This window comes from Streptomyces sp. x-19 (assembly GCF_046549115.1).
Taxonomy (GTDB): Bacteria; Actinomycetota; Actinomycetes; order Streptomycetales; family Streptomycetaceae; genus Streptomyces; species Streptomyces albulus_C.
In genome coordinates this window covers 338,817-359,498 of the sequence record NZ_JAJPWK010000005.1, presented here as the reverse complement: position 1 = coordinate 359,498, position 20,682 = coordinate 338,817, and the positions used below count along the sequence as shown (strand labels likewise).

Genomic DNA, 20,682 nt, shown 5'->3' with positions numbered 1-20,682 from the left:
CGGGCGCGGCCACTGACCGGCCCCCGTTCGGGCGCGTGTCCGGGCCGCCGTCCGTGGGCAGCCCTTGGGCATGGTCGAGCTACCGCATGTCATCCGCCGGCGGATCGAAGCGCCGCACATCTGGTACGTCGCCACGGTCAACCGGGACGGGTCGCCGCACGTGAGCCCCATGTGGGTCGGCCTCGACGGGGACCTGGTGCTGTTCAACACCTCGGTCGGCCGGGTCAAGGAGCGCAACCTGCGCCGTGACCCGCGCGTGTGCCTGTCCCACGCGGACCCGGACGACCCCTACGACCGGGTGCAGATCCGCGGACGCGCCGTCCGGTTCGTCGAGGGCCCGGAGGCGGACCGCACCATGGACGCCCTGGCCCGGGTCTACCGCGGCACCGACCGCTACGAGTGGGGAATCCCCGGTGAGGAGCGCGTCGTCGTCCTGATCGAGCCGTTGCGGGTGAGCCGGGTGGTGGGGGTGGAGCCGCTGCCCAAGGGGGCGCCCGGGGCCTGAGTCCGCTCCGAAGTACCGGGGACCGGAGGGGCGTTGCGCCGCCCGCCCGATCCTGAACCGGCTCCCCTACCCCCGTTCTGCCTGGTCACACGTAGCGCCCACGGTGACCTCCCTCATGGGCAACTCCCGTGCGGAACCGTACGATTACCCGCCGCTCCGGTCGGGGCGGTGGGTAGTCCTCGGAGGAACGGAAACCATGGCAGTACGAGCAAGGGGCAAGCTGGCGGCCTTCGGCACCGCGGGGGTGCTGGCCGCCGCGGTCTTCGCGGGCAGCGCCCTGTGGCCGGGCGGCAACGAGGCCGAGGCCGTCGGGTCGTCGTCGCGGGTGGCGTCGGCGGAACTGAAACACTGGCCCGCGCCGGTGGCCGAGAAGCTCGGCGAGGTCATCACGGCGAACGAGCACAAGGGCGCCTACGCGGTCTTCGACGCGGACAACACCACGTACCGCAACGACTTGGAAGAGGCGCTGCTCCCCTTCTTGGAGATGAAGGGCGTCCTGACCCGTACGTCCATGGCGCCGTCCCTGAAGGTCATCCCCTTCAAGGACACCGCGACGCACAAGGAGAGCCTGTACAGCTACTACAACCGCCTGTGCGAGGTCGACGACCAGGTCTGCTACCCCTGGGCGGCCCAGGTCTTCTCGGGCTTCACCCTCAAGCAGCTCAAGGGGTACGTGGACGAGTTGCTGGCCTACCACAAGCCGATCCCCGCCGAGTACTACGCGGACGGCAAGCTCACCAGGACGGAGGTGCAGGCCCCCCGCTTCTCCCGCGGCATGCAGGAGCTCTACCACGCACTGCGCAGGCACGGCGTGGAGGTGTACGTGGTGAGCGCGGCGTCCGAGGACTTGGTGCGGATGGTGCTGAGCGACCCCCGGTACGGGTACGACGTGAAGCCGGAGAACGTCATCGGCGTCTCCATGCTCCTGAAGGACCGCACCACGGGCGACGTCACCAGTGCCCGCAAGGAGATCGCGGCCGGTCGCTTCGACCCGAAGAAGCTCGCCGACCGGGAGTTGACGCCGACCCTGTGGGCCCCGTTGACCTGGTACGAGGGCAAGCCGGCGGCGATCAACACCTACATCGACGAGTGGCGCAAGCCGATCCTCGCGGCGGGTGACACCCCCAAGAGCGACGGGCCGATGCTCTTCCATTCCACGGACGTGGAGCACGGTGGCGTCCGGGTGTGGGTGAACCGCAAGGAGAGCTCCATGAAGGAGCTCGACGCGATGAAGCGCGCCAACGCCCAACGCCAGAAGGAATTGGGCCAAAAGGTCACCGCGGACAAGCACTGGCTGACGGTGACGCCCGAGCAGATCGACTGAGGTGGTCCCGGCTGCGTCGCGCGCCGGAGGGGCTGCGGCTTCCTCCGGCGCCCCCGGCCTAGGCATGTCTTGCTCCGGTTCGTCCCGGAGTCGACCGTCGATCAGGCATCGACCGCCCGGAGGGCGCGCCGACCGGCGCATGACGGCCCCCTATGCTGGAGGCCGCCCGGCCGAAAATGACCGGGTCGACGACGCGGGAGGGGTTTGTGGCAGCGCTGGATCCGGACGACCCGCGTTCCATCGGCGGATACCAGTTGTTGGGGCGGCTGGGCGCCGGCGGCATGGGGCGGGTCTTCCTCGGGCGTTCACCCGGTGGCCGCCAGGTCGCGGTCAAGGTGGTGCACGCGGCGCTGGTCGACCAGCCGGACTTCCGGTCCCGTTTCCGGCGGGAGGTGCACGCCGCGCGCGCGGTCAGCGGGGCGTTCACCGCGCCGGTGATCGACGCCGATCCGGACGCGCCCGAACCCTGGCTGGTGACCAGTTACATCTCCGGCCCGTCGCTGGAGCGCGCGGTCACCGACTGGGGGCCGATGCCCACGGCGCGGGTGTTCGCCCTGGCCGCCGGGCTCGCCGAGGCGCTGGTGTCGATCCACGGCGCACAGCTCGTCCACCGCGACCTCAAGCCCTCCAACGTGCTGCTCGCCACCGACGGGCCGCGGGTCATCGACTTCGGGATCGCCCGGGTCGTCGAGGGCAGTTCCCTCACCATGACCGGGTTCGCGCTCGGCTCGCCGGGCTTCATGTCGCCGGAGCAGGTGAACGGCGAGGAGATCGGTCCGGCCAGCGACGTCTTCTCGCTCGGCTCGGTGCTGACCTACGCGGCCACCGGCGGCAATCCGTTCGGCAACGGCCATCTGGCGTCCCTTCTCTTCCGGGTCGTCCACGACAGCCCCGACATCAGTCCGGTCGCCGACCCCGCCCTGCGCGCGCTGATCAGCGACTGCCTGGCCAAGGACCCCGCCCAGCGCCCCACGCCGCGGGAGATCCTCGCGCGGTGCGGCGAGGCGGCCGGGGAGGCCGCCTCCGACGGCGGCGACGCTTCCTCGGGCGAGAGCCACCACACGATCGGCGGCACCCTGGACTCCGGTGCGCCGGGCGCAGCGACCCATCCGGGCAGCCGACCGGGCGACGGGGCGCCGACGGTGCCCGCCGCTGCCGCGTCCCGGACGCCGACCGCCCCGCCGACTCCGGTGCAGAGCGCGCCCGCGACCCCGGCACAGCCCGCACCGGGCAACCCCCCGGCTCCCGTGCCGAGCGTGCCGCCGACTCCGGTGCCGAGCGTCGCGGAGACGCCGGTGCCGAACGTCCAGGACACGCCGGTGGCAGGTTCGCTGCCGATTCCCCCGCAGGCACAGCCGCTTCCGGACGGGACGGCGGCCCGGCGCGGCCCCAGCCGCCGCACGTTGCTGATCTCGGCGGCCGCCGCGGCGGCCGTGGTGGCGGTGGGCGTGCCCGTGGCCCTCTCGCTCGACGAGCACGACACTCCGCCGACCCAGCCGCCCCAGCCGACCCGGCCGACTCAGCCCGGCGGCCCGGAGCCGGTCGCGGTCTGGCGACTCGACGAGCAGGCCGGCACCTTGGCGGCGGACGCGGTCGGTGCCCACGACGGCACAGCGGCCGATGTCCGCTGGGGCATCGGCAACAGCGGCGCCGCCCTCTTCAACGGCGTCAGCAGCCAGATCGTCACCCGCGGCCAGGTGCTGGACACCGGCCCGGGGCAGAGCTTCACGATCTCCGCCTGGGTCTACCTCACCAGCCCGAACGGCTTCGCCACCGTCATCAGTCAAGGCACCGACAGCAGTTCGTTCTTCCTCCAGTACTCCGGCGAAGACCGCCGGTGGGCGTTCTCCCGGCCGGGCGTCCGGGCACTCGCGGCCCAGCCGCCCGCGTTGAACACCTGGACCCACCTGGTCGGGGTCTGCGACGCCGGCGCCCACCGACTGCACCTCTACGTCAACGGTACGCAGCAGGGCACCGCCACCGACACCCGGCCCGTCACCCGGCCCGGCCCGCTCATGATCGGCCGCGCCGCCCTGGGCGGCCGGCCCGTCGACTTCTTCTCCGGCGGCATCAAGAACGTCCAGGTCTTCGACCGGGCGCTGGGCCCGAGGCGGGTCGCTGCGCTGGCGCACGGCGACGCGCAGTGAGCCGTGACGGTCGGCCGGCCGCGCGGGTGCCCTCCCCCGGCCGGCCGGCGCCACCGGCGGGCGCCGGGGCCTGAGGTGCGGGGCGTCGGCGCCCGGCGGTCGAGCGGCGACGCCCTCCGGTCGGAGCACCGCACCCCGAGTCAGCCCACCCGTCGGGCCAGCACCTGCCCGGGCCACGTACCGGACCGGAAGGGTTCGGTCGAGGTGAAGCCGTTGCGCTCGTAGAACGCGACCAGTTCGCCGCCGCCGCCCGCCCAGCAGTCGACGCGCAGCAGTTGCACGCCGGCCCGCCGGGTCTCCTCGACGGCGTGGGCCAACAGTGCCGCCCCGACGCCCAGGCCGGCGTGCCGGCGGTCGGAGACCAACAGCCTTACGTACCGCTCGGGTTCCCCGGCCGGCGCGATCGGCATCTGGGGGCTGGGGCCGGAGTCCAGCACCAGGGCGCCGACCACGGTGCCGGCCAACTCCGCGATGTACGGGGCGTTCTCGGTCGTGTACCGCTCGACCCGCGCCACCCCGCCGGGCTTCTGCGAGTAGGGGGTGGTGCCCCACTGCTCGGTGTTGCCGCGGGCGTTCATCCAGGCCACCGCGGCGTCGAGCATGTCGAGGATGGCCGGTGCGTCGGCCGGGCTGCCAGGTCTGATCCGTAGGTCACGCGTGGTGTCGTTCACAGCGGCACCCTATTGCCACGGGGATCGGCCTGCGACGCCGCTGGCCCGGACGGCTTGATTGGGACTGCTGGGGCCTAACGTCCGGGCCCGTCTTCGTTGGCGTCGGGGGTTTCCGTCATTAGCGAGGCGTTATCGGTGCGCTAGTGATCCACGGCAGAGTCGGGGACGTACAAGGGCGTTGGTCGAGGACCGCCGGAGCTTCCGGGCTCCGACGGCCCGTCGAACGGGGGAGCACGCATGCACGAGGTGGGACACTCCACGGAACGGGCGGGGCCCGCCCGTAGCGTTCCTCCGCCGTGCCGTGCGCACGCCGGGCGTCCCTGACGGACCCTGCCGCAAGGGCACGCGGCGATGGGCCGTCGGGACGTGCGGCGCCCTTGACTGGGGGGGAGCCGGCTGCGTCGCGCTGGGGAGGCATGGCGCAGCCGGCGACGCCGAAGACTTCCCGGGCCACGGCCCGGGACCGCGGGGCGCCGGCTCTCCGTCGCTCTTCCCTTGGCCTTCCGTTGCTCCGCTCTTGCCGCTCCGTTGGCCTTCCGCTGAGAAGTTGCCCTTCTCGGGGGCGGGACGCGGCGAGCGCGGCACCCGCCTCCCCGCCTCCTTCTGGGCGTCCCAGTCACTCCGTTCTGGGTGCCCCACAGACCAGAACTCCGAACGAATGCGATGGGGATTGTCATGCGTGCATTGAGCCGCCGGGGCGTGTTGGGACTCGGGGTGGGAGCGGCGGCCGCACTCACCGTGGCCGGCTGTTCGCCCTTCGGGCCGTCGGGTTCCGACACCGTCGCGGCCAACCCCGGCGGGACGCCGGCCAAGCCGATCGGGGACGGCTCGACCGCGTTCACCGGGAAGCAGCCCCACCAGCCGCCGACGCCGCAGAAGCTGGAACCGGGCCAGAAGCCGCCGCAGTTCGTCGTCTTCTCGTGGGACGGGGCGGGCGAGGTCGGCAACGGGCTCTTCCCGCGGTTCCGCAAGCTGGCCGCGGACCACAACGCCTCGATGACGTTCTTCCTGTCCGGGCTGTATCTGTTGCCCGAGCAGAAGAAGCGCATGTACCGCCCGCCGAACAACCGCGTCGGCGCCTCCGACATCGGCTACCTCACCGACGACCACATCAGGGCGACGTTGCAGAACGTGCGGGCGGCGTGGTTGGAGGGCCACGAGATCGGAACGCACTTCAACGGCCACTTCTGCGGGACCGCTTCGGGCTCCGTGGCGCACTGGACCCCCGCGCAGTGGAACGACGAGATCGAGCAGGCGGTGTCCTTCGTCAAGAACTGGCGGACCAACACCGGCTTCACCGACCTCGAAGCGCTGCCCTTCGACTACGACAAGGAACTGGTCGGCGGCCGCACGCCCTGCCTGCTCGGCCAGGACAACCTGCTGCCCACCGCCCGCAAGCGCGGCTGGCGGTACGACGCCAGTTCCCCGGGCGGTCTGCAGATGTGGCCCCGCAAGAAGCAGGGGATATGGGACTTCCCGCTGCAGCAGATACCGTTCCCCGGCCATTCCTTCGAGGTGCTCTCGATGGACTACAACATCCTCGCCAACCAGTCGAAGAACTCCACCAAGGCGCCGCCGGCCAACTACCCGGGTTGGCGCAAGCAGGCCAGCGAGGCGTACATCGCCGGATTCCAACGGGCCTACGAGACCAACCGCGCGCCGTTCTTCATCGGCAACCACTTCGAGCAGTGGAACGGCGGCATCTACATGGACGCCGTCGAGGAGGCGCTCAAGCACATCGCCGACGAGCGGAACAAGGACGTCCACCTGGTTTCGTTCCGCCAGCTCTGCGACTGGCTGGACGCCCAGGACCCGCAGGTCCTCGCCGACCTGCGCCGACTCGGGGTGGGACAGCAGTTCACCGGACGCCGGTGACGGCCCCGGGGCACGGGCAGCCGCGCCGTGCGGACGCCCCGGTTGCCGGGCCGGCAGCCGGGGCCGTGGCAAGGTGTGGGCATGTGCGGCCGATTCGTTGCCACCCGCAGCCCCCAGGACCTCAGCGGCCTCTTCCACGTCACGCAGTGGGACCCGGCGGACCTCGTCGCGCCCAGTTGGAACGTGGCGCCGACCGATGACGTGTGGACCGTGTGGGAACGCCTGGACCGCGGCACCGGGGCGGTGGAGCGGCAGTTGCGCGCGGTGCGGTGGGGGCTGGTGCCGTCGTGGGCGAAGAACCCGGGCGTCGGTGCGAAGATGATCAATGCGCGGGTGGAGACGGTGCACGAGAAGCCAGCCTACCGGCGCGCGTTCGCCAAGCGGCGCTGCCTGCTCCCGGCGGACGGCTTCTATGAGTGGCAGCCCCTCCCGGCCGCCCCGGGCTCGACGGGGAAGCCCCGCAAGCAGCCGTACTTCATCAGCCCCGAGGACGGGCAGGTGATGGCGCTGGCCGGCCTGTACGAGTTCTGGCGCGACCCGGGCGTGGCGTCGGACGACGATCCCGCGGCGTGGTGGACGACCTGCACCATCGTCACCACCGAGGCCATCGACGCCGCCGGCCGCATCCACCCCCGCATGCCGCTGGCCATCGCCCCGGACCACTACGACCAGTGGCTGGACCCGGCGCACCACGACACCGACGAACTCCGGGCCCTGCTGACCACACCGGCCGGCGGCCGGCTCGACGCCCGGGCGGTCGGCACCGCGGTCAACAGCGTCCGCAACAACGGTCCCCACCTCCTCGACCCGCCCGGGTGACGTGCGCGGCCGACGTGCTCACCCGGCCGTTTCCGTCCAGGTGACCGGCAGCTCGTGGACGCCGTAGATGTTCATGTCGGTCCGGAGCTTCACCTCGTTGGCGGGGATGGCGAGTTCCAGGGTCGGGAAGCGGCGCAGCAGTCCGGCGAAGCCGGCGCGCATCTCGACGCGGGCCAACTGCTGGCCCAGGCACTGGTGGACGCCGTGGCCGAAGGACAGGTGGCCGCGGGCCTTGCGGTGGACGTCCAGGGTGTCGGGGTGCTCGAAGCGCCGGGGGTCGTGGTTGGCGGCCAGCAGCGAGACGACGACGGTCGATCCCTTGCCGATGGTTTCCCCGCCGAGTTCGATGTCCTCGGTTGCGTAGCGGTAGAAGACGTCGCCGACGGTCAGGTAGCGCAGGAGTTCCTCGACGGCGTCGGGCAGCAGGTCCGGGTCGGCGCGGAGCTCCGCCAGCTGGTCGGGGTGCTCCAGGAGCGCGAAGGTGCCCAGTGCCAGCATGTTGGCGGTGGTTTCGTGGCCCGCGAGCAGCAGCAGGAAGGCGATGCCGGTCAGCTCCTCGACGGTCAGGTCGTCGTGGCGGGCCAGGTCGGAAAGGATGTCTTCGCCGGGGGCGGCGCGCTTGCTCGTGACCAGTTCGGCCAGGTACGTGGTCAGCGCCCCGTACGCGGCCATCTTCTCCTCCAGCGTCTGTTCCTTGACGAGGAACTTCGCGGAGTTGGTCTGGAAGGTGTCCCGGTTCTCGTAGGGGACCCCGAGCAGCTCGCAGATGACCAGCGAGGGCACCGGCAGGGCGAACTCCCTGACCAGGTCGACCGGCGGGGCCAGGCGGGCCATCGCGTCCAGTTGCCGCTCGGTGACCTCGACGATGTGCTCTTCGAGCTGTTTCATGCGCTTGACGGTGAAGGCGCCGGTGAGCCTGCGCCGCAGCCGGGTGTGGTCCGGCGGGTCCATGGCGATGAACACGCCGGGGATCTGCGGGGACGGTTCGGTGGGGACGGGCATGCCGGGGGTCTCGTACGGCACGTGGACCACCCCGAGGTCCAGGCGGGAGCTGAACCGGGTGTCGGCCATGAGCTGGCGGACCGCGTCGTAGCCGGTGACGAGCCAGCCCTCGTGGCCGTCGGGGAAGACCAGCGGGCTGACCGGGCGGGCCGCACGGAGCCGGGTGATCTCGCGGGGCGGGTCGAAGGGGTTGGCATCGCGGTCCATGGGCAGGCCGTGCGGAACGGGCATCGTCTGAGTCATCACAGGTCCTTTCGTGGCGGCTAGGACCCTCACTCTGGCCGGCGGGCCTGACACGCCGCTGACACGGTTCTGTCACGGGCCGGACCGGTGTCGGCGACCTCCGGGACGACCTCGCCGTCGTGCGCCTCGGCACGCACCCGCACGGTGCCGCGCGGGTGACCGCCGTCGTGCGGCACGGTGCGACCGGTGCGCGGTGCGGCCCGCCCTTGCCGACCGGGCGGGCCGCACTCTGGTGCCGTAGGGGCGTGCCGCACCTCCCGGCGTCAGAACACGAACGGCCCCGGCGACTGGGGCGAGGTGGCCTTGCAGGTCGCGGTGATGCCGAACACCACCACCTGGAGTGAGGAGCCTTCCAGTTGGTCGCCCGTGGCGACGGTGCCGGTGAGCGGGCCGGTGGAGACCGCACCGCCGGCCGGGATCGCCGGGTTGGAATTGCCGCTGAACACCACGGTGTCCGAGCCGTTCTTGGTCAGCGTGAGCTTCGAGGAGACCGAGTTCGCGCCGATGTCGAGGGGCGAGGTGATCGCCGACGTGGACACGCTGATGGTGGCGTCGGTGCCGCTCTGGGTGGCGGTGAGCGTGGCCGAACCGGAGCCGTAACTACCGCAGTCGAAGGAGAGGGTCGCGGTGTCCGGCGTCACCGCGGCGGAGGCCGGCGCCATCGCGAGGGTGCCCGCGAGGGCGACGCCGACGCCGAGTAAGGAGGCGATGCCGAGCTTGCCGTGTCTCATGGGAGACCGCCTTTGTGAGGGGGAGCCAATTGAGGCACGCGCCCCCGCAGACAACAAGACAACCCCTCATGATTTTTGGCGTGCCTATGCCAATACGCGCCGCGCTCGGACGCCGGCCCGCGGCCTCCGTGACCTGAGGGGGCGCGCCCCTACCGCCCGGCAATTAGGCTGGCGTTCACCGGGCGATCCCCCACCGGCAGGCGGGAGTTCGGCCCCGGTCGGAACTCTTCTGTCACCCTGTCACCACGGCCTTGAGGACGGACATCGTGCTCGGAGTACGCGCTTCCCGATGGCGGCGACGCCTCGCCTTCCGCTGCGCCGCCCTCACCGGCCCCGCGCTGGTCGCCGCCACGCTGCTGGCGCCGCCCTCGGCCCACGCGGCCGCCGCGGACGACATCCGCATCAACGAGGTGGTGACCACCGGCAACGTCAACGACTCGATCGAGCTGTACAACAAGGGCTCCGCCGCCGTCGACCTCTCGGGCTGGATCCTCAAGGACGACAACGACGGCTCCTCGTACCCGATCGCGTCCGGCACGACCCTGGCCCCCGGCGCGTTCCGGGCCTTCGACGTGCACGCGGCGTTCGGCCTGGGCTCCAACGACCAGGCGCGCCTCTACCACCCCGACGGCACCACCCTGGTCGACGCCTTCGGCTGGCGCAGTCACTCCGCCCCCTCCTGGTCCCGCTGCCCCGACGGCACCGGCACGTTCGGCGCGGCCAAACTGACCCTGGGCGCGGCGAACGACTGCGGCGGCAACGGCGGCCCCGCACCGACGGCGTGGCCCGGCGGCGGCTCCGTCACCACCGCCGACGCCGCCGACGTCTTCGGCGAGGACCTCAGCGGCCTGTACCAGGAGGGCGGCGTCATGTGGGGCGCACAGAACTCCGGCACGCTCTGGCGACTGGTCCCGGACGGCTCCGGTGGTTGGCAGCCGGACACCGCGAACGGGTGGAAGTCCGGCAAGACGCTCCGCTTCCCCGGCGGTTCCGGCAGCCCGGACAGCGAGGGCGTCACGCTCACCGGCGCCGGTTCCGCGGGCGGCGTCTTCGTCGCGAGCGAGCGCAACGGCGACGCGTCCGGGACCAGCCGCCTGTCCGTGCTCAAGTACGACGCCGGCGGTTCCGGTACGACGCTGACGGCCGCCAAGGAGTGGAACCTCACCGCCGACCTGCCGCCGGTCGGCGCCAACCTCGGCTTCGAGGGCATCACCTGGGTCCCCGACGCCTACCTGACCTCGTCCGGCTTCAAGGACGGCTCGACCGGATCGGCCTACGCCCCCAAGCGGTACGGCAGTCACACCGGCGGCGTCTTCTTCGTCGGCGTCGAAGGCACCGGCACGGTCTACGGGTACGTGCTCCAGGACTCCGGCGCGTACACCCGCGTCGCCACGCTCGACAGCGGCATGACCGGCGTGATGGAACTCCAGTGGGAGCCGCAGGCCGCACGCCTGTGGGTGGTCTGCGACGACACCTGCAACGGTCAGCACCGGACCATGAAGGTCGACGCGTCCGGCGCGTTCGTCACCACGGCCGTCTACGACCGCCCGAGCGGCATGCCCAACTACAACAACGAGGGCTTCTCCGTGGCCGGCGCCGACGCGTGCGTGAACGGCACCAAGCCGGTGTACTGGGCCGACGACAGCAACGACGACGGCCACGCGCTGCGCAGGGGCACCGTCACCTGCTGAACCGCACGTCGGCGGGAGTGCGGCCCGGGGCACGCCCGCCGGGTCGCACTCCGCCGTCGTGGGCCGGGCACCGGTCCGGCCGGCCACATCCCTCGCGTGCGCCCGCCCCCGCGGGCACCGCACCGTTTGCACCCGTTCGCGGTCGACAGCGCCGAATCTCCCCACCCGCTTGTTAGCGTGACGCTCCATCCCGCCCTCCGCCCCCTGTGGGCACAGGGCGGTGGTGTCTGGCGCCACTGCGATTCTGGGGGAACAGTGCGACACGGCAGGTTGTCCGGGTTCGGCGTGCCGAGCCTCCTCGCGCTCGGACTCGGGCTGTGGGGCATCACGCGCGAGCACAGCATGTGGCGCGACGAGGCCGCGACCTGGCAGGCCGCACACCGTTCCCTGGGCGAGTTGGCGCACATGGTCGGCCAGGCAGACGTCGTCCACGGCCTCTACTACGCCCTGATGCACGGCGTGTTCGCCCTGTTCGGCGACAGTCTCCTCACCCTGCGGCTGCCTTCGGTACTGGCCGCTGCCACCGCGTGCGGGCTGACGGGGCTGCTCGGCACCCGGCTCGCCGGGCACCGGGTCGGCATGGGGGCGGGGCTCGCCCTGGCCGTCGTGCCGGCCGTTCAGGAACAGGCACAGGAGGGCCGTTCGTACGCCCTGGTCCTCGTCCTCGTGGTCCTGGAGACCTGGCTCTTCGTGGAGATCCTGGCGCGGAAGGGCAGTTGGCGTTGGACGTGGTACGCCGGGACGGCGCTGTGCGCCGCCTGGCTCCATTGGTTCTCGCTGCTCGCCGTGGTCGCGCACGGCGTCACCATGGTGTGTGTCCGCCCGGGCCGGGCCCAGTGGGCACGTTGGGGACTGGCCGCCACCGGAGCCGTGGTCGGCACCCTGCCGGTCATCCTCACCAGTCGCACTCAGGTCGCCCTGGTCTCCTGGATCGCGCCGCTCGGTTGGTCGACCGTCCTCGGCATGTCGGGCATCATCGCGTTCGCGGCCCTCTGCGCCCGCCTGTCGCGCGGCGGTCCGGCGGGCCGCGCACACCACGGCGGGGCGGGCCCGGGGGTGTCGCTGGCGGCCGTCGCCCTCCCGCTCTGCGCGGTGCCGCAGCTGTCGCTGGCCCTGGTCTCCCTGGTCCACCCCCTCTACCTGACCCGCTACGTGCTCTTCACCTACGTGGGGCTCGCCCTACTCATCGGCGCTCTGCTCGGCACGCTCGGCACGCGCCTGCGCACACCCGCCCGCATGCTGCTGCCGGCCACCGTCGCACTGGCCCTCCTCGCCCTCCTCCCCCTCGAACTGCGCCTCCGCACGGTGGGCAGCCGCGTGGACGACGTGCTCACCGCGGCCACCACGGTCGGCCGCGTCCGCGGCAGCGCCGACGGGGTGCTCTACGTCCCCGCCGCACACCGCGACACCGCCCTCGTCTCGCCCGGCGAGTTCGCCGGCTTGCGCGACCTCGCACTGGCGCGGAGCCCGGTGGAGTCCGGCACGTTGAAGGGCGTGGAGGCCGCGCCGCAGGCCATAGAGCGGGCCATGCTGGGTGCGCGGCGCATAGTGCTGGTCACCGACCCCGGCCCCCAACGGTCCCCCTCGGTCCGCGATCTCACCAAGCAGCGCGTCCTGGCCGAACGCTTCACGCTCCGTTCGGACGTCGTCGAGCGGGGCCGGCGGATAAGCGTCTACGAACGACGCCCGCTCGACCACCCCGCCCGACATCCGGACACCGGCCCGGCACCGGCCCCGTGAGGCCGGGTCAGGGGCCGGCGGACCGCACGCGGTGCCGCAACTCAGCACCGGGTGGGTCGGCCGCTCAGTGGGCGAAGCCCCAGTCGAGCATCTTGGTGGCGTCGTCGAAGCGGCCCTTGTCGTCCTTGAGGATCACGCCGATCAGGGTCCGGTTGTCCCGCTTGGCGGCGAAGACCAGGCAGTAGCCGTCCTCCGGGCCGCTGCCGGTCTTGACGCCCAGGGCGCCGTCGTAGGTGGTCAGCAGCTCGTTGGTGTTGACCCAGGTGTAGTACCGGGTGTGGCCGTTGGCCGCCGGGGCCTCGGTCTTGAACTGCTTGTTCTTCACGACGTCGGCGAACACCGGCTGCAGCATCGCGCGCTGGCCGAGCTTGGCCAGGTCGCGAGCGGTGCTGTGGTTGTTGCCGTTGGAGAAGCCGTCGACGCCGTCGAAGTGCGTCGAGGTCATGCCCAGTTGTTGCGCCTCGGCGTTCATCTGGTTCACGAAGTCGGCGATCCGCGCGTCCTCGGTGTCCCCGGAGCCGAAGTTGTCGGCCAGGGCCCGCGCGGCGTCCGCGCCGGACGGGATCAGCATGGCGTGCAGCAGTTGCCTGGCGGTCAGCGTGTCACCGGTCTGGAGGTCGGCGGTGCTGGCGCCGACCTTCTGGACGTAGTCGCGGTACTCCTGCTTCACCGTGATCTGCCGGTCCAGCCACTCGGGGTGCTTGAGCACCACCATGGCCGTCATGATCTTGGTGGTGCTGGCCATCGGGACGCTCTCGTCCGCCTTGGCCCCGGCCCACAGCTCCCGCTCCTGGCTGCCGTCGCGGGCGTCCAGCAGGAAGGCGTGGTCGGCGTTGATCTGGGGAGCGGCCTGGTCCTTCGGGTCCTGCGCGACGGCGCCCGTGCCACCCGCGGCGTGCTGGCCGCCCTGGGACGGCTGGAGCTGCTGCGCAGCGCCCTGGTTCCGGTCGGCCGTCGTGGTGGCCGTGCCGCCCTGCTGACCGTTCTCGTCTGCGGAGTGCGTGGCACCTGGGGTGGCCGCCTGGGCCAGGCCACCGGCGGTGATCGGGAGGGCGGCACCGACGAGTGCGACCATCGCGATCCGGACTCCGGTGCGGTGTATGCGGTTGGGGCGTGCATGGGAACCCATGGGGCGTTCCTCCAGCCGGCGAGGGGACGCCGGCACGTAGTGGGAATTCAGTTCACAATGAACCTACTTGGGCGATGACAGTCACTGTCAAGCCGGCTTTGTCATAGTCAGGCAACAGCGCTCACCTGTGTGTATGTGTTGTGCAGGTGACTGGCGTTTTCCGTGAGGCAGCTCGCACGCAGCGCCCGGCCGGCTCCCCTGCGTCACGAGGGGCGACCATCCCACCCACCTCCCGCCGGACGCCAAGCGCGTTGCGCGGAAGAGTCGTTGACGACGCCCGTCACATGCGCCGCGGTCACGATCCGCCCCAGGAACGACGCATGCCGTGGGAACACCGCGTGGCCGGCACTCCCCCGCTCACCGATCCTCAATTAACTAGACCGGTCGTCATAGTTGGGCTAGCGTGACGACCATGGCTCCCCGAACTGACAGTCGGCGACGGATCCTTGAGTCCGCCGCCGAGCTCTTCCACACGCAGGGCTACCACGCCACCGGGCTCAACCAGATCGTCACCGCGAGCGGTGCGCCGAAGGGCTCCCTGTACTTCCACTTCCCCGGCGGCAAGGAGCAACTGGCCGCCGAGGCACTCCGGATGTCGGGCGGCGACCTGCGCGACGTCCTCGGCGAAACCGTCGCCGGGGCCCCGGACCCGGCGAGCGCGGTGGACGCCGTCATGGACCTCCTGATCGGTCTGCTGACCGCCTCCGCCTTCCAACGCGGCTGCCCGCTCGCAGCCGTCACGCTGGACGCCGCGGCGGACAGCGAACCCATCCGGCTGGCCTGCGCCGAGGGCTACGACTCCTGGCGCACGTTGCTCGCCGACTTCTTCACCGAGCAGGGACTGGCCGCCGACCGGGCGGACGCCCTGGCAACCGTCGTGCTCGCCTCCATCGAGGGCGCCTTGCTGCTGGCGAAGGCCCGTCACGACACCGCCCCGCTGCGCGCGGTCGCCGACCACCTGCGCACCACCCTCGCGAAGGAGTTCCCCCGATGCGCGTCCACCACCTGAACGCCGGCACCCTCCGCCCGACCGGCGGGCGGCTCGTCGACGGCGAGCCGGGGCTGTTCCGGAGGGCCGAGATGGTCTGCCACTGCCTGCTGCTGGAGACCGACGCGGGCCTGGTCCTCGTCGAGACCGGCATCGGCGCCCAGGCGAACCGCCGCCCCGAGGAGTGGCTCGGTCGACGGTTCGTGCACCTGACCAACCCGCTCCTCGACCCCGAGGAGCCCGTCGTCCGGCAGATATCGCGGCTGGGTTACGACCCGGCCGACGTGCGACACGTCGTCCTCACCCACCTCGACCTCGACCACGCCGGTGGCCTGGTGGACTTCCCCCAGGCCACCGTGCACCTCTACGCCGAGGAGCTGCACGCGGCCGAACGCCCTCGCTCCGTGCGCGAGCGGAACCGCTACCGCACGGCCCAGTTCGCCCACCGCCCGACGTGGGCACCGTACGAGGGGCTGGGCGAGCCGTGGTGGGGGTTCGACGCGGTCCGTGAACTCGACGGTCTGCCGCCGGAGATCCTGCTCGTCCCACTCGCCGGACACACCCGGGGCCACGCCGGGGTCGCCGTCGACACCGGGGACGGCTGGCTCCTGCACGCCGGCGACGCCTACTTCCACCCCGGCCAGCTCGACCCCGCCCGACCGCACTGCCCGCCCGGCCTCGCGGTGTTCGAGTCGATGATGCAGACCGAGAAGCGGGCGCGACTGCACAACCAACAGCGGCTGCGCGAACTGGCCCGCGACCACGGCGACCGGGTCCGGATCTTCTCGGCCCACAACGCCGCCGAATACCGCCGGCACGCCGCCGTGCCGACTCAGGCCGCCGCCTGACCCGGAGGTCCCGGCAGTCCGCTCAGCGGCCGGGACCTCCGTCCGCTCCGGGCGGGGCGAGGAGGCGCCGGAGCCAGCGGGTGCGGGCCTCCAGGGCGTGCCGGCTGAGGGCCGCGCCGGGGGCGAAGGTGTCGAAGCCGTGGCAGGCGCCGGGCCAGACGTGCAGTTCGGCCTGGCCGCCGGCCCGCCAGAGCGCGTCGGCGTAGGCGACGCCCTCGTCCCGGAAGGTCTCGGCCGATCCGACCTCCAGGTAGGCCGGGGGCAGCGCGGACAGGTCCGTGGCGCGGGCGGGAGCCGCGTAGGGCGGCACGTCGTCGGCCCCGTGGCGGTCCCCCAACAACGCCTGCCAGGCGGTGGCGTTGGAGGTGCGGTCCCAGGTGTCGTGACCGGCCATCTGGTGACTGGAGAAGGTGTCGTTGCGGTCGTCGAGCATCGGGGACAGCAGCAGTTGCCCGATCGGGGTGGGGCCACCGCGGTCACGGGTGAGGAGGGCGAGCGCCGCGGCGAGTCCGCCGCCGGCGCTCTTCCCCCCGAGGACGATGCGGTCCGGATCGACGCCCTGTTCCGCCGCGTGGGCGGCGATCCAGACGAGTCCGGCGTAGCCGTCCTCCACCGCTCCCGGGTACCGCGTGCCCGGCGCCAACCGGTACTCGACGGAGATGACGGCCATCTCCAGGGGGTGACCCCAGTCGCGCAACAGCCGGGGCAGCACGGACCACGCGTTGCCCATGAGCAGGCCGCCGCCGTGCAGGTAGTACAGGAGCGGCAGGGGCCCGGTGCTGTCGGCGGGTCGTGCGCTCACCAGGGTGACGTCCGGCGCGCCCGCGACTCCCGGAACGCGCAGTTCCGCCACCTCGAAGCGGCCGTCGGCCTGGAGGTCCCGGACCGTCGGCCGGGGGCGGGCCGCCGCGTCCCGTGCCTGTCGCGACGCGAGGTTCGCCGGAGTGAACGGCTGCCGCGCCGCATCACCCAACGCCGCTACCGCCACGGCCAGTTCGGGGTCGAGAGGGGGTGCACCGACCGGTGTCGCCGGGCCCCGGCCGGACTGCGCCGAGGTGCCACCGGCGGCTGCGCCGGCGCCCGGGGCGAAGGCTCGCTTGAGGTCCATACGGCGTAGTCAACCACGCGCGCCGTTGGGGGCGTTCGACGGGAGCGACCGTGCCGGGCGGCCTCACATCAAGAGGGCCGGCTCCCCGAGACGGGCGTAGTAGGCGCCGACGTCGGCGAGGTAGCGCGCATCGGTGGTCTGGCTGTCGACGGCGAAGCGGGGCGCGGCCTTGACCTCGTCCTTGGTGCGGGTGACCGTGACCGTCTTGGTGGCCGGGTCGATGGCCCGCACGATGCCCGCGGGTATCAGCACGCTCTTGCCGAAGACCCAGACCGCGGTGTCGACCACGAGGTGCTGCCGTCCGGGGGTGTCCATCTGGCGTTGCACCTGCCCGAGCTTCCCGTCCGGCGTCTCCACGCCGTACCCCGTCAGCACCTGGTGGCCCTCGTGGCCGATGCCCGTCGGGTAGGCCCAGATGCTGATGTCGTTCATGGTGGAGGGGTCCTTTCTCGCGTGGTTCCGTCAGGCCGGGGCGGGTCCGGGAGGTTGACCGCCGCCGTGGACCCGCCCCGTCCTGCTGAGCCCGTACCCACCTAACGGAGCGTCACGCCACCGAATGTTCCGAACGGCTCGGCGGGACGTCGCGGAGCTGCCGGTGGAGGGTGCTCCGCCGACCGCCCCGAGCGGGCGTCGTCGCCGGTCGTCCGCTTCCCGGCGCCGGCCGCCCCATCCGCTCCGACCTGGCTGACGTGCGGGGACGGCCACCCGACCGCCTCACCCGGGACGCCGGAACGGGTGGTGTCTGGTTCACGGTCCGTGGCGGGGGCACGCTCGCCGGCCACAGGCCACGCTCACGGCCGGACGGGCACGTCCGGCGCCGCTCGTAGCTGAGGAGAACCCGTGAACATGGCCCACACCGAAGTCCGGCCCGCCGGCATCCAGGACCCGGCAGCGGGCGGGCCGGGGAGCTGACGCGGTGGCCGGGGCTCAGCCGAGGACGAGGGGGAGTTGCACGGCCGGACCGCCGGCTGCGGCCAGTGCGGCCCGTTGGGCGGCGGTCGGGGCGCGCCGACCGGTGCCGACCAGGAGGGCGTCCGCATCGGAGAAGGAGGCCGGGAAGGCCGTGCCGGCGATCCCCTCCAGCAGCTCGCGGGCCCGGGCGAGGCCCTCGGCCGGCGGCGGTGCCGCGGCCGGGAGGTGGGCGATCAGGTCGAGGTGGTGCAGGGTCCATTCCAGGACGTACGTGGCGAGGTAGTCGGCGGCGGTGAGTACCTCGCCACGGGTGCCGACCCGGAGGTCCGGGTCGGCGAGCGCGGCGGCCCGGCCGGCGGCAGAGCCCACGTCGTCGAGGTGGAACTTCAGCAGCCGCGGCTCCTCGTAGGCGGCGGCCAGACGGACCGTCAGGGCGTCGAGCGGGTCGTCGCCGGTCGGCGGTGTGTCGGTGACGTCCCAGTAGGTGACCGCGGTGCGGGTGGGTGCGGTGTCGGCGGGGGTCACCAGGGTGATCAGGACGTCCTGGGCGTCGATGATCAGGTGGCTCACGAGGTCCCGGACGAGCCAGCCGGTACAGCCGGAGGGCCGGGCGAAGTCCGCGTCGGGGAGTTCGGCGACCGCCGTGCGCAGCGCCGTCCATGCGCGGGAGAAGAGGTCCACGGAGGCAAGCTAACAACCGCTCGCGCCGCCCGGCGACCGGTTTCCCTCCCCACCGCGCGGTGGGCCCGGGCGGCGCGGGTGGGGAGGGGCGTGCCGGTGGGTCGGCGGTCCGGGCGCGGGGCGGGGCCCGTTGACGCCCGCCGCCTCACAGGGCGCCGCGGCGCCACTCCCGCAGGAGCAGGTACCCCAGATAGGCGCCGCCCAGGGCCATCGTCCAGATGCCGACGGGGAGTTTGTCGAAGAGCGGGGCGTTCTGCGCCGCCAGGTCGGCGAGGACGAGCAGCAGGGCGCCCGACAGTGCGGACAGGGCCAGGTGCGGGCCGCTGCCGCGGGTCAGTCGTTTGACGATCTGCGGTGCGGTGAGCGCGATGAAGGAGATCGGGCCGGCGGCCGAGACCGCACCGGCGGACAGCACGATGGTCAGCAGCACGGCGCCGGTGAAGACGCGTTCCGGCCGTGCGCCGAGCGCGGCCGCCGTGGTCTGTCCCATCTCGCTCAGGCCCAGGGGCCGGGACAGCAGTGCGGCGCACGGGGCGCAGACCAGGAGCACCGCGCCGATGGTGGCCGCGTCGCCCCAGGACCGGGCGGTCAGGCTGCCGTTGAGGTAGGAGCTGAGCACGGTGGCCTGGTCGCGGGCGATGGCGTAGACGATGTACTGGATGAAGGCGGTCGCCATGGCGGAGACGCCGATGCCGGCGATGACCAGGCGGCTGGGGTTGCGGAAGCCGGTGCCGGTCGACACGTAGACCAGCGCCATGGCCGCCACCGCCCCGCCGAGCGCCCCCAGGGCTACCGGTGCGCCCGGGAAGAGCAGGGCGACCAGCGCCGCGCCCGCGCCGGCGCCCGGGCCGAGGCCGATGACGTCCGGGCTGCCCAGCGGATTGCGGGTCACCGACTGGAACAGTGCCCCCGACAGCCCGAAGGCAGCGCCGGCGGCGACCGCCACCGTCAGCCGCGGCCCGCGCAACCGGTCCAGGACGAAGCCGTCCACGCCGACCGCGTGGCCGGTCAGCGCCGCGGGCAGGTCCGGCAGGGCGATGCCCAGGCGGCCCACGGTGAGGGTGGCGGTGCAGGCCACGAGCACCGCCACGACCAGGGCCGCGCCGACCCAGACCATCCGGACCGGGACCCGCAGGGCGATCGCGGGTCCGGCCTTGAGGAGGATCTTCCGGTTGCCCGGCCGGCGGACCGCCGAGGGGGAAGTGGTGGAGGGAGGCGTCATGAGGTGGCTCGCATCCTGCGAACGGCGATCAGAAGGGCGGGGGCACCTGCGAAGGCCGTGACGACGCCGACCATCAACTCCTGCGGGCGGACCACGAGTCGCCCGATGACGTCGGCCGTGAGCAGCAGGGTGGGGCCGAGCAGGGCGCTCAGCACGACCTGTCGCCGCAGGTCGGCTCCGAGCAGGGTGCGGGCCAGGTGCGGGACGGCGAGTCCGACGAAGGCGATCGGCCCGGCCGCCGCGGTGGCGGCGGCGCTCAGCACCGTGGCCGTCAGCAGCGCGATCGCCTTCACCCGCTCCGGGCGGGCGCCGAGGGCCGTCGCGGAATCCTCGCCCAGCGCGACCGCGTTCAGGCTGCGGCCCTGGAGCAGGGCGAGCGCGAATCCGGCGGCGGCCAGCGGCAGTACGGCCCGTACGGCGTCCCAGTCGTGTCCGCCGAGGGCGCCGACGACCCAGTAGCGGTAGCTGTCGAACACCTGCGGACGGCTGAGGGTGACGGCCTGGATGAAGGCGCTCAGCACGGCGGTGAGCACCGCGCCGCCCAGCACCAGGCGGACCGGGCTCAGTCCGCTGCCGAGGGCGCCGATGACGTAGACGAACAGGCCGGCCAGCAGGGCGCCCGGCAGGGCCCACAGCAGGGTCTGGGTCTGCCCGGAGGCGCCGGCGAAGGCGGTGGCGGCCACCACGCTCGCCGCGGCTCCGGTGTTGACGCCCAACAGGCCGGGTTCGGCGAGCGGGTTGCGGGTCACCGCCTGCATCAGGACGCCGGCCACGGCGAGGCCGAGGCCGACCACGAGGCCCAGGGCGGTCCGCGGGTAGCGGCTCTGGACGACGGTGGTGGTGTAGGCGTCGGCGTGGCCGGTGACGGCGGCCCAGACCTGGTCCGGGGCCAGGGTCTTGCTGCCGAACATGATGCTGGCGACGCAGGCGAGGACGAGGGCGGCCAGGGCCAGCAGCAGGACGCCGGCGGTGCGCCGGACGGGCCGGCGCACGCGCGTCCGCGGCTCCTCGGTGTCGATGGTCGAGGTCATGGGTCCAGACGTCCC

The 20,682-nt window shown here is 72.6% G+C and carries 18 protein-coding genes; 9 read left to right on the top strand and 9 right to left on the bottom strand.

What is annotated here, in order from left to right; genetic code table 11:
- Window positions 1-70 precede the first annotated feature (70 nt).
- The 3 genes from ACLJT4_RS16315 (at window position 71) to ACLJT4_RS16305 (ending at window position 3,976) form a co-directional block, all read left to right on the top strand.
- Window positions 71-505, top strand: a complete 435-nt coding sequence (locus ACLJT4_RS16315) for a PPOX class F420-dependent oxidoreductase (RefSeq protein WP_038517486.1) — start codon at window positions 71-73, stop codon at window positions 503-505.
- A 196-nt stretch (window positions 506-701) separates the two neighbouring features.
- Complete coding sequence (locus ACLJT4_RS16310; protein ID WP_411123040.1) at window positions 702-1,829, top strand: haloacid dehalogenase-like hydrolase; 1,128 nt, start codon at window positions 702-704, stop codon at window positions 1,827-1,829.
- A gap of 206 nt (window positions 1,830-2,035) precedes the next feature.
- Window positions 2,036-3,976 (top strand): protein kinase domain-containing protein, encoded by a 1,941-nt coding sequence (locus ACLJT4_RS16305; RefSeq protein WP_411123039.1) that lies wholly within the window; start codon window positions 2,036-2,038, stop codon window positions 3,974-3,976.
- Between the two features lie 140 nt (window positions 3,977-4,116).
- On the opposite strand, the gene ACLJT4_RS16300 is transcribed toward ACLJT4_RS16305, so the two are convergent.
- Entirely contained in the window at window positions 4,117-4,647 is a 531-nt protein-coding gene (locus ACLJT4_RS16300; RefSeq protein WP_411123038.1) for a GNAT family N-acetyltransferase, read from the bottom strand.
- 675 nt (window positions 4,648-5,322) lie between these two features.
- On the opposite strand from ACLJT4_RS16300, the gene ACLJT4_RS16295 reads away from it, so the two are divergent.
- Complete coding sequence (locus ACLJT4_RS16295) at window positions 5,323-6,522, top strand: hypothetical protein (protein WP_331247288.1); 1,200 nt, start codon at window positions 5,323-5,325, stop codon at window positions 6,520-6,522.
- Between the two features lie 81 nt (window positions 6,523-6,603).
- A complete protein-coding gene (locus ACLJT4_RS16290; protein WP_411123037.1) occupies window positions 6,604-7,341 on the top strand; it encodes an SOS response-associated peptidase in 738 nt (245 codons plus the stop codon).
- An 18-nt stretch (window positions 7,342-7,359) separates the two neighbouring features.
- Here the strand turns inward: ACLJT4_RS16290 and ACLJT4_RS16285 are convergent, their stop codons facing one another.
- Window positions 7,360-8,586, bottom strand: coding sequence for a cytochrome P450 (locus ACLJT4_RS16285; RefSeq protein WP_411123036.1), 1,227 nt, complete (start codon window positions 8,584-8,586; stop codon window positions 7,360-7,362).
- A 263-nt stretch (window positions 8,587-8,849) separates the two neighbouring features.
- Entirely contained in the window at window positions 8,850-9,317 is a 468-nt protein-coding gene (locus ACLJT4_RS16280) for a hypothetical protein (RefSeq protein ID WP_411123035.1), read from the bottom strand.
- Window positions 9,318-9,583: 266 nt separating this feature from the next.
- On the opposite strand from ACLJT4_RS16280, the gene ACLJT4_RS16275 reads away from it, so the two are divergent.
- A complete protein-coding gene (locus ACLJT4_RS16275; RefSeq protein WP_411123034.1) occupies window positions 9,584-11,008 on the top strand; it encodes a lamin tail domain-containing protein in 1,425 nt (474 codons plus the stop codon).
- A gap of 285 nt (window positions 11,009-11,293) precedes the next feature.
- The gene (locus ACLJT4_RS16270) at window positions 11,294-12,748 is read left to right on the top strand and encodes a hypothetical protein (RefSeq protein WP_411123033.1); all 1,455 of its coding nucleotides are present in this window, start codon (window positions 11,294-11,296) and stop codon (window positions 12,746-12,748) included.
- Between the two features lie 64 nt (window positions 12,749-12,812).
- Here the strand turns inward: ACLJT4_RS16270 and ACLJT4_RS16265 are convergent, their stop codons facing one another.
- On the bottom strand, window positions 12,813-13,877 hold the full coding sequence (locus ACLJT4_RS16265) for a D-alanyl-D-alanine carboxypeptidase family protein (RefSeq protein WP_275466104.1): 1,065 nt from the start codon (window positions 13,875-13,877) through the stop codon (window positions 12,813-12,815).
- Window positions 13,878-14,289: 412 nt separating this feature from the next.
- Between ACLJT4_RS16265 and ACLJT4_RS16260 the strand changes: the two genes are divergently transcribed.
- Entirely contained in the window at window positions 14,290-14,886 is a 597-nt protein-coding gene (locus ACLJT4_RS16260) for a TetR/AcrR family transcriptional regulator (protein ID WP_411123032.1), read from the top strand.
- Complete coding sequence (locus tag ACLJT4_RS16255) at window positions 14,868-15,713, top strand: MBL fold metallo-hydrolase (protein ID WP_411123031.1); 846 nt, start codon at window positions 14,868-14,870, stop codon at window positions 15,711-15,713. Before ACLJT4_RS16260 ends, ACLJT4_RS16255 begins: the two co-directional genes overlap by 19 nt.
- 22 nt (window positions 15,714-15,735) lie before the next feature.
- Here ACLJT4_RS16255 and ACLJT4_RS16250 read toward each other — a convergent pair whose 3' ends face one another.
- From ACLJT4_RS16250 to ACLJT4_RS16230, 5 genes are all read right to left on the bottom strand, one after another.
- Complete coding sequence (locus ACLJT4_RS16250; protein ID WP_411123030.1) at window positions 15,736-16,821, bottom strand: alpha/beta hydrolase; 1,086 nt, start codon at window positions 16,819-16,821, stop codon at window positions 15,736-15,738.
- A 63-nt stretch (window positions 16,822-16,884) separates the two neighbouring features.
- Complete coding sequence (locus ACLJT4_RS16245) at window positions 16,885-17,253, bottom strand: PRC-barrel domain containing protein (RefSeq protein WP_411123029.1); 369 nt, start codon at window positions 17,251-17,253, stop codon at window positions 16,885-16,887.
- Between the two features lie 495 nt (window positions 17,254-17,748).
- Window positions 17,749-18,414, bottom strand: a complete 666-nt coding sequence (locus ACLJT4_RS16240) for a maleylpyruvate isomerase N-terminal domain-containing protein (RefSeq protein ID WP_411123028.1) — start codon at window positions 18,412-18,414, stop codon at window positions 17,749-17,751.
- Window positions 18,415-18,559: 145 nt separating this feature from the next.
- Window positions 18,560-19,636, bottom strand: a complete 1,077-nt coding sequence (locus ACLJT4_RS16235) for a FecCD family ABC transporter permease (protein WP_411123027.1) — start codon at window positions 19,634-19,636, stop codon at window positions 18,560-18,562.
- Window positions 19,633-20,667 carry a FecCD family ABC transporter permease gene (locus ACLJT4_RS16230; protein WP_411123026.1) on the bottom strand — a complete coding sequence of 345 codons (1,035 nt, stop codon included), beginning with the start codon at window positions 20,665-20,667 and terminating at the stop codon, window positions 19,633-19,635. The genes ACLJT4_RS16235 and ACLJT4_RS16230 overlap by 4 nt, the downstream gene beginning before the upstream one ends.
- Window positions 20,668-20,682: the final 15 nt, after the last annotated feature.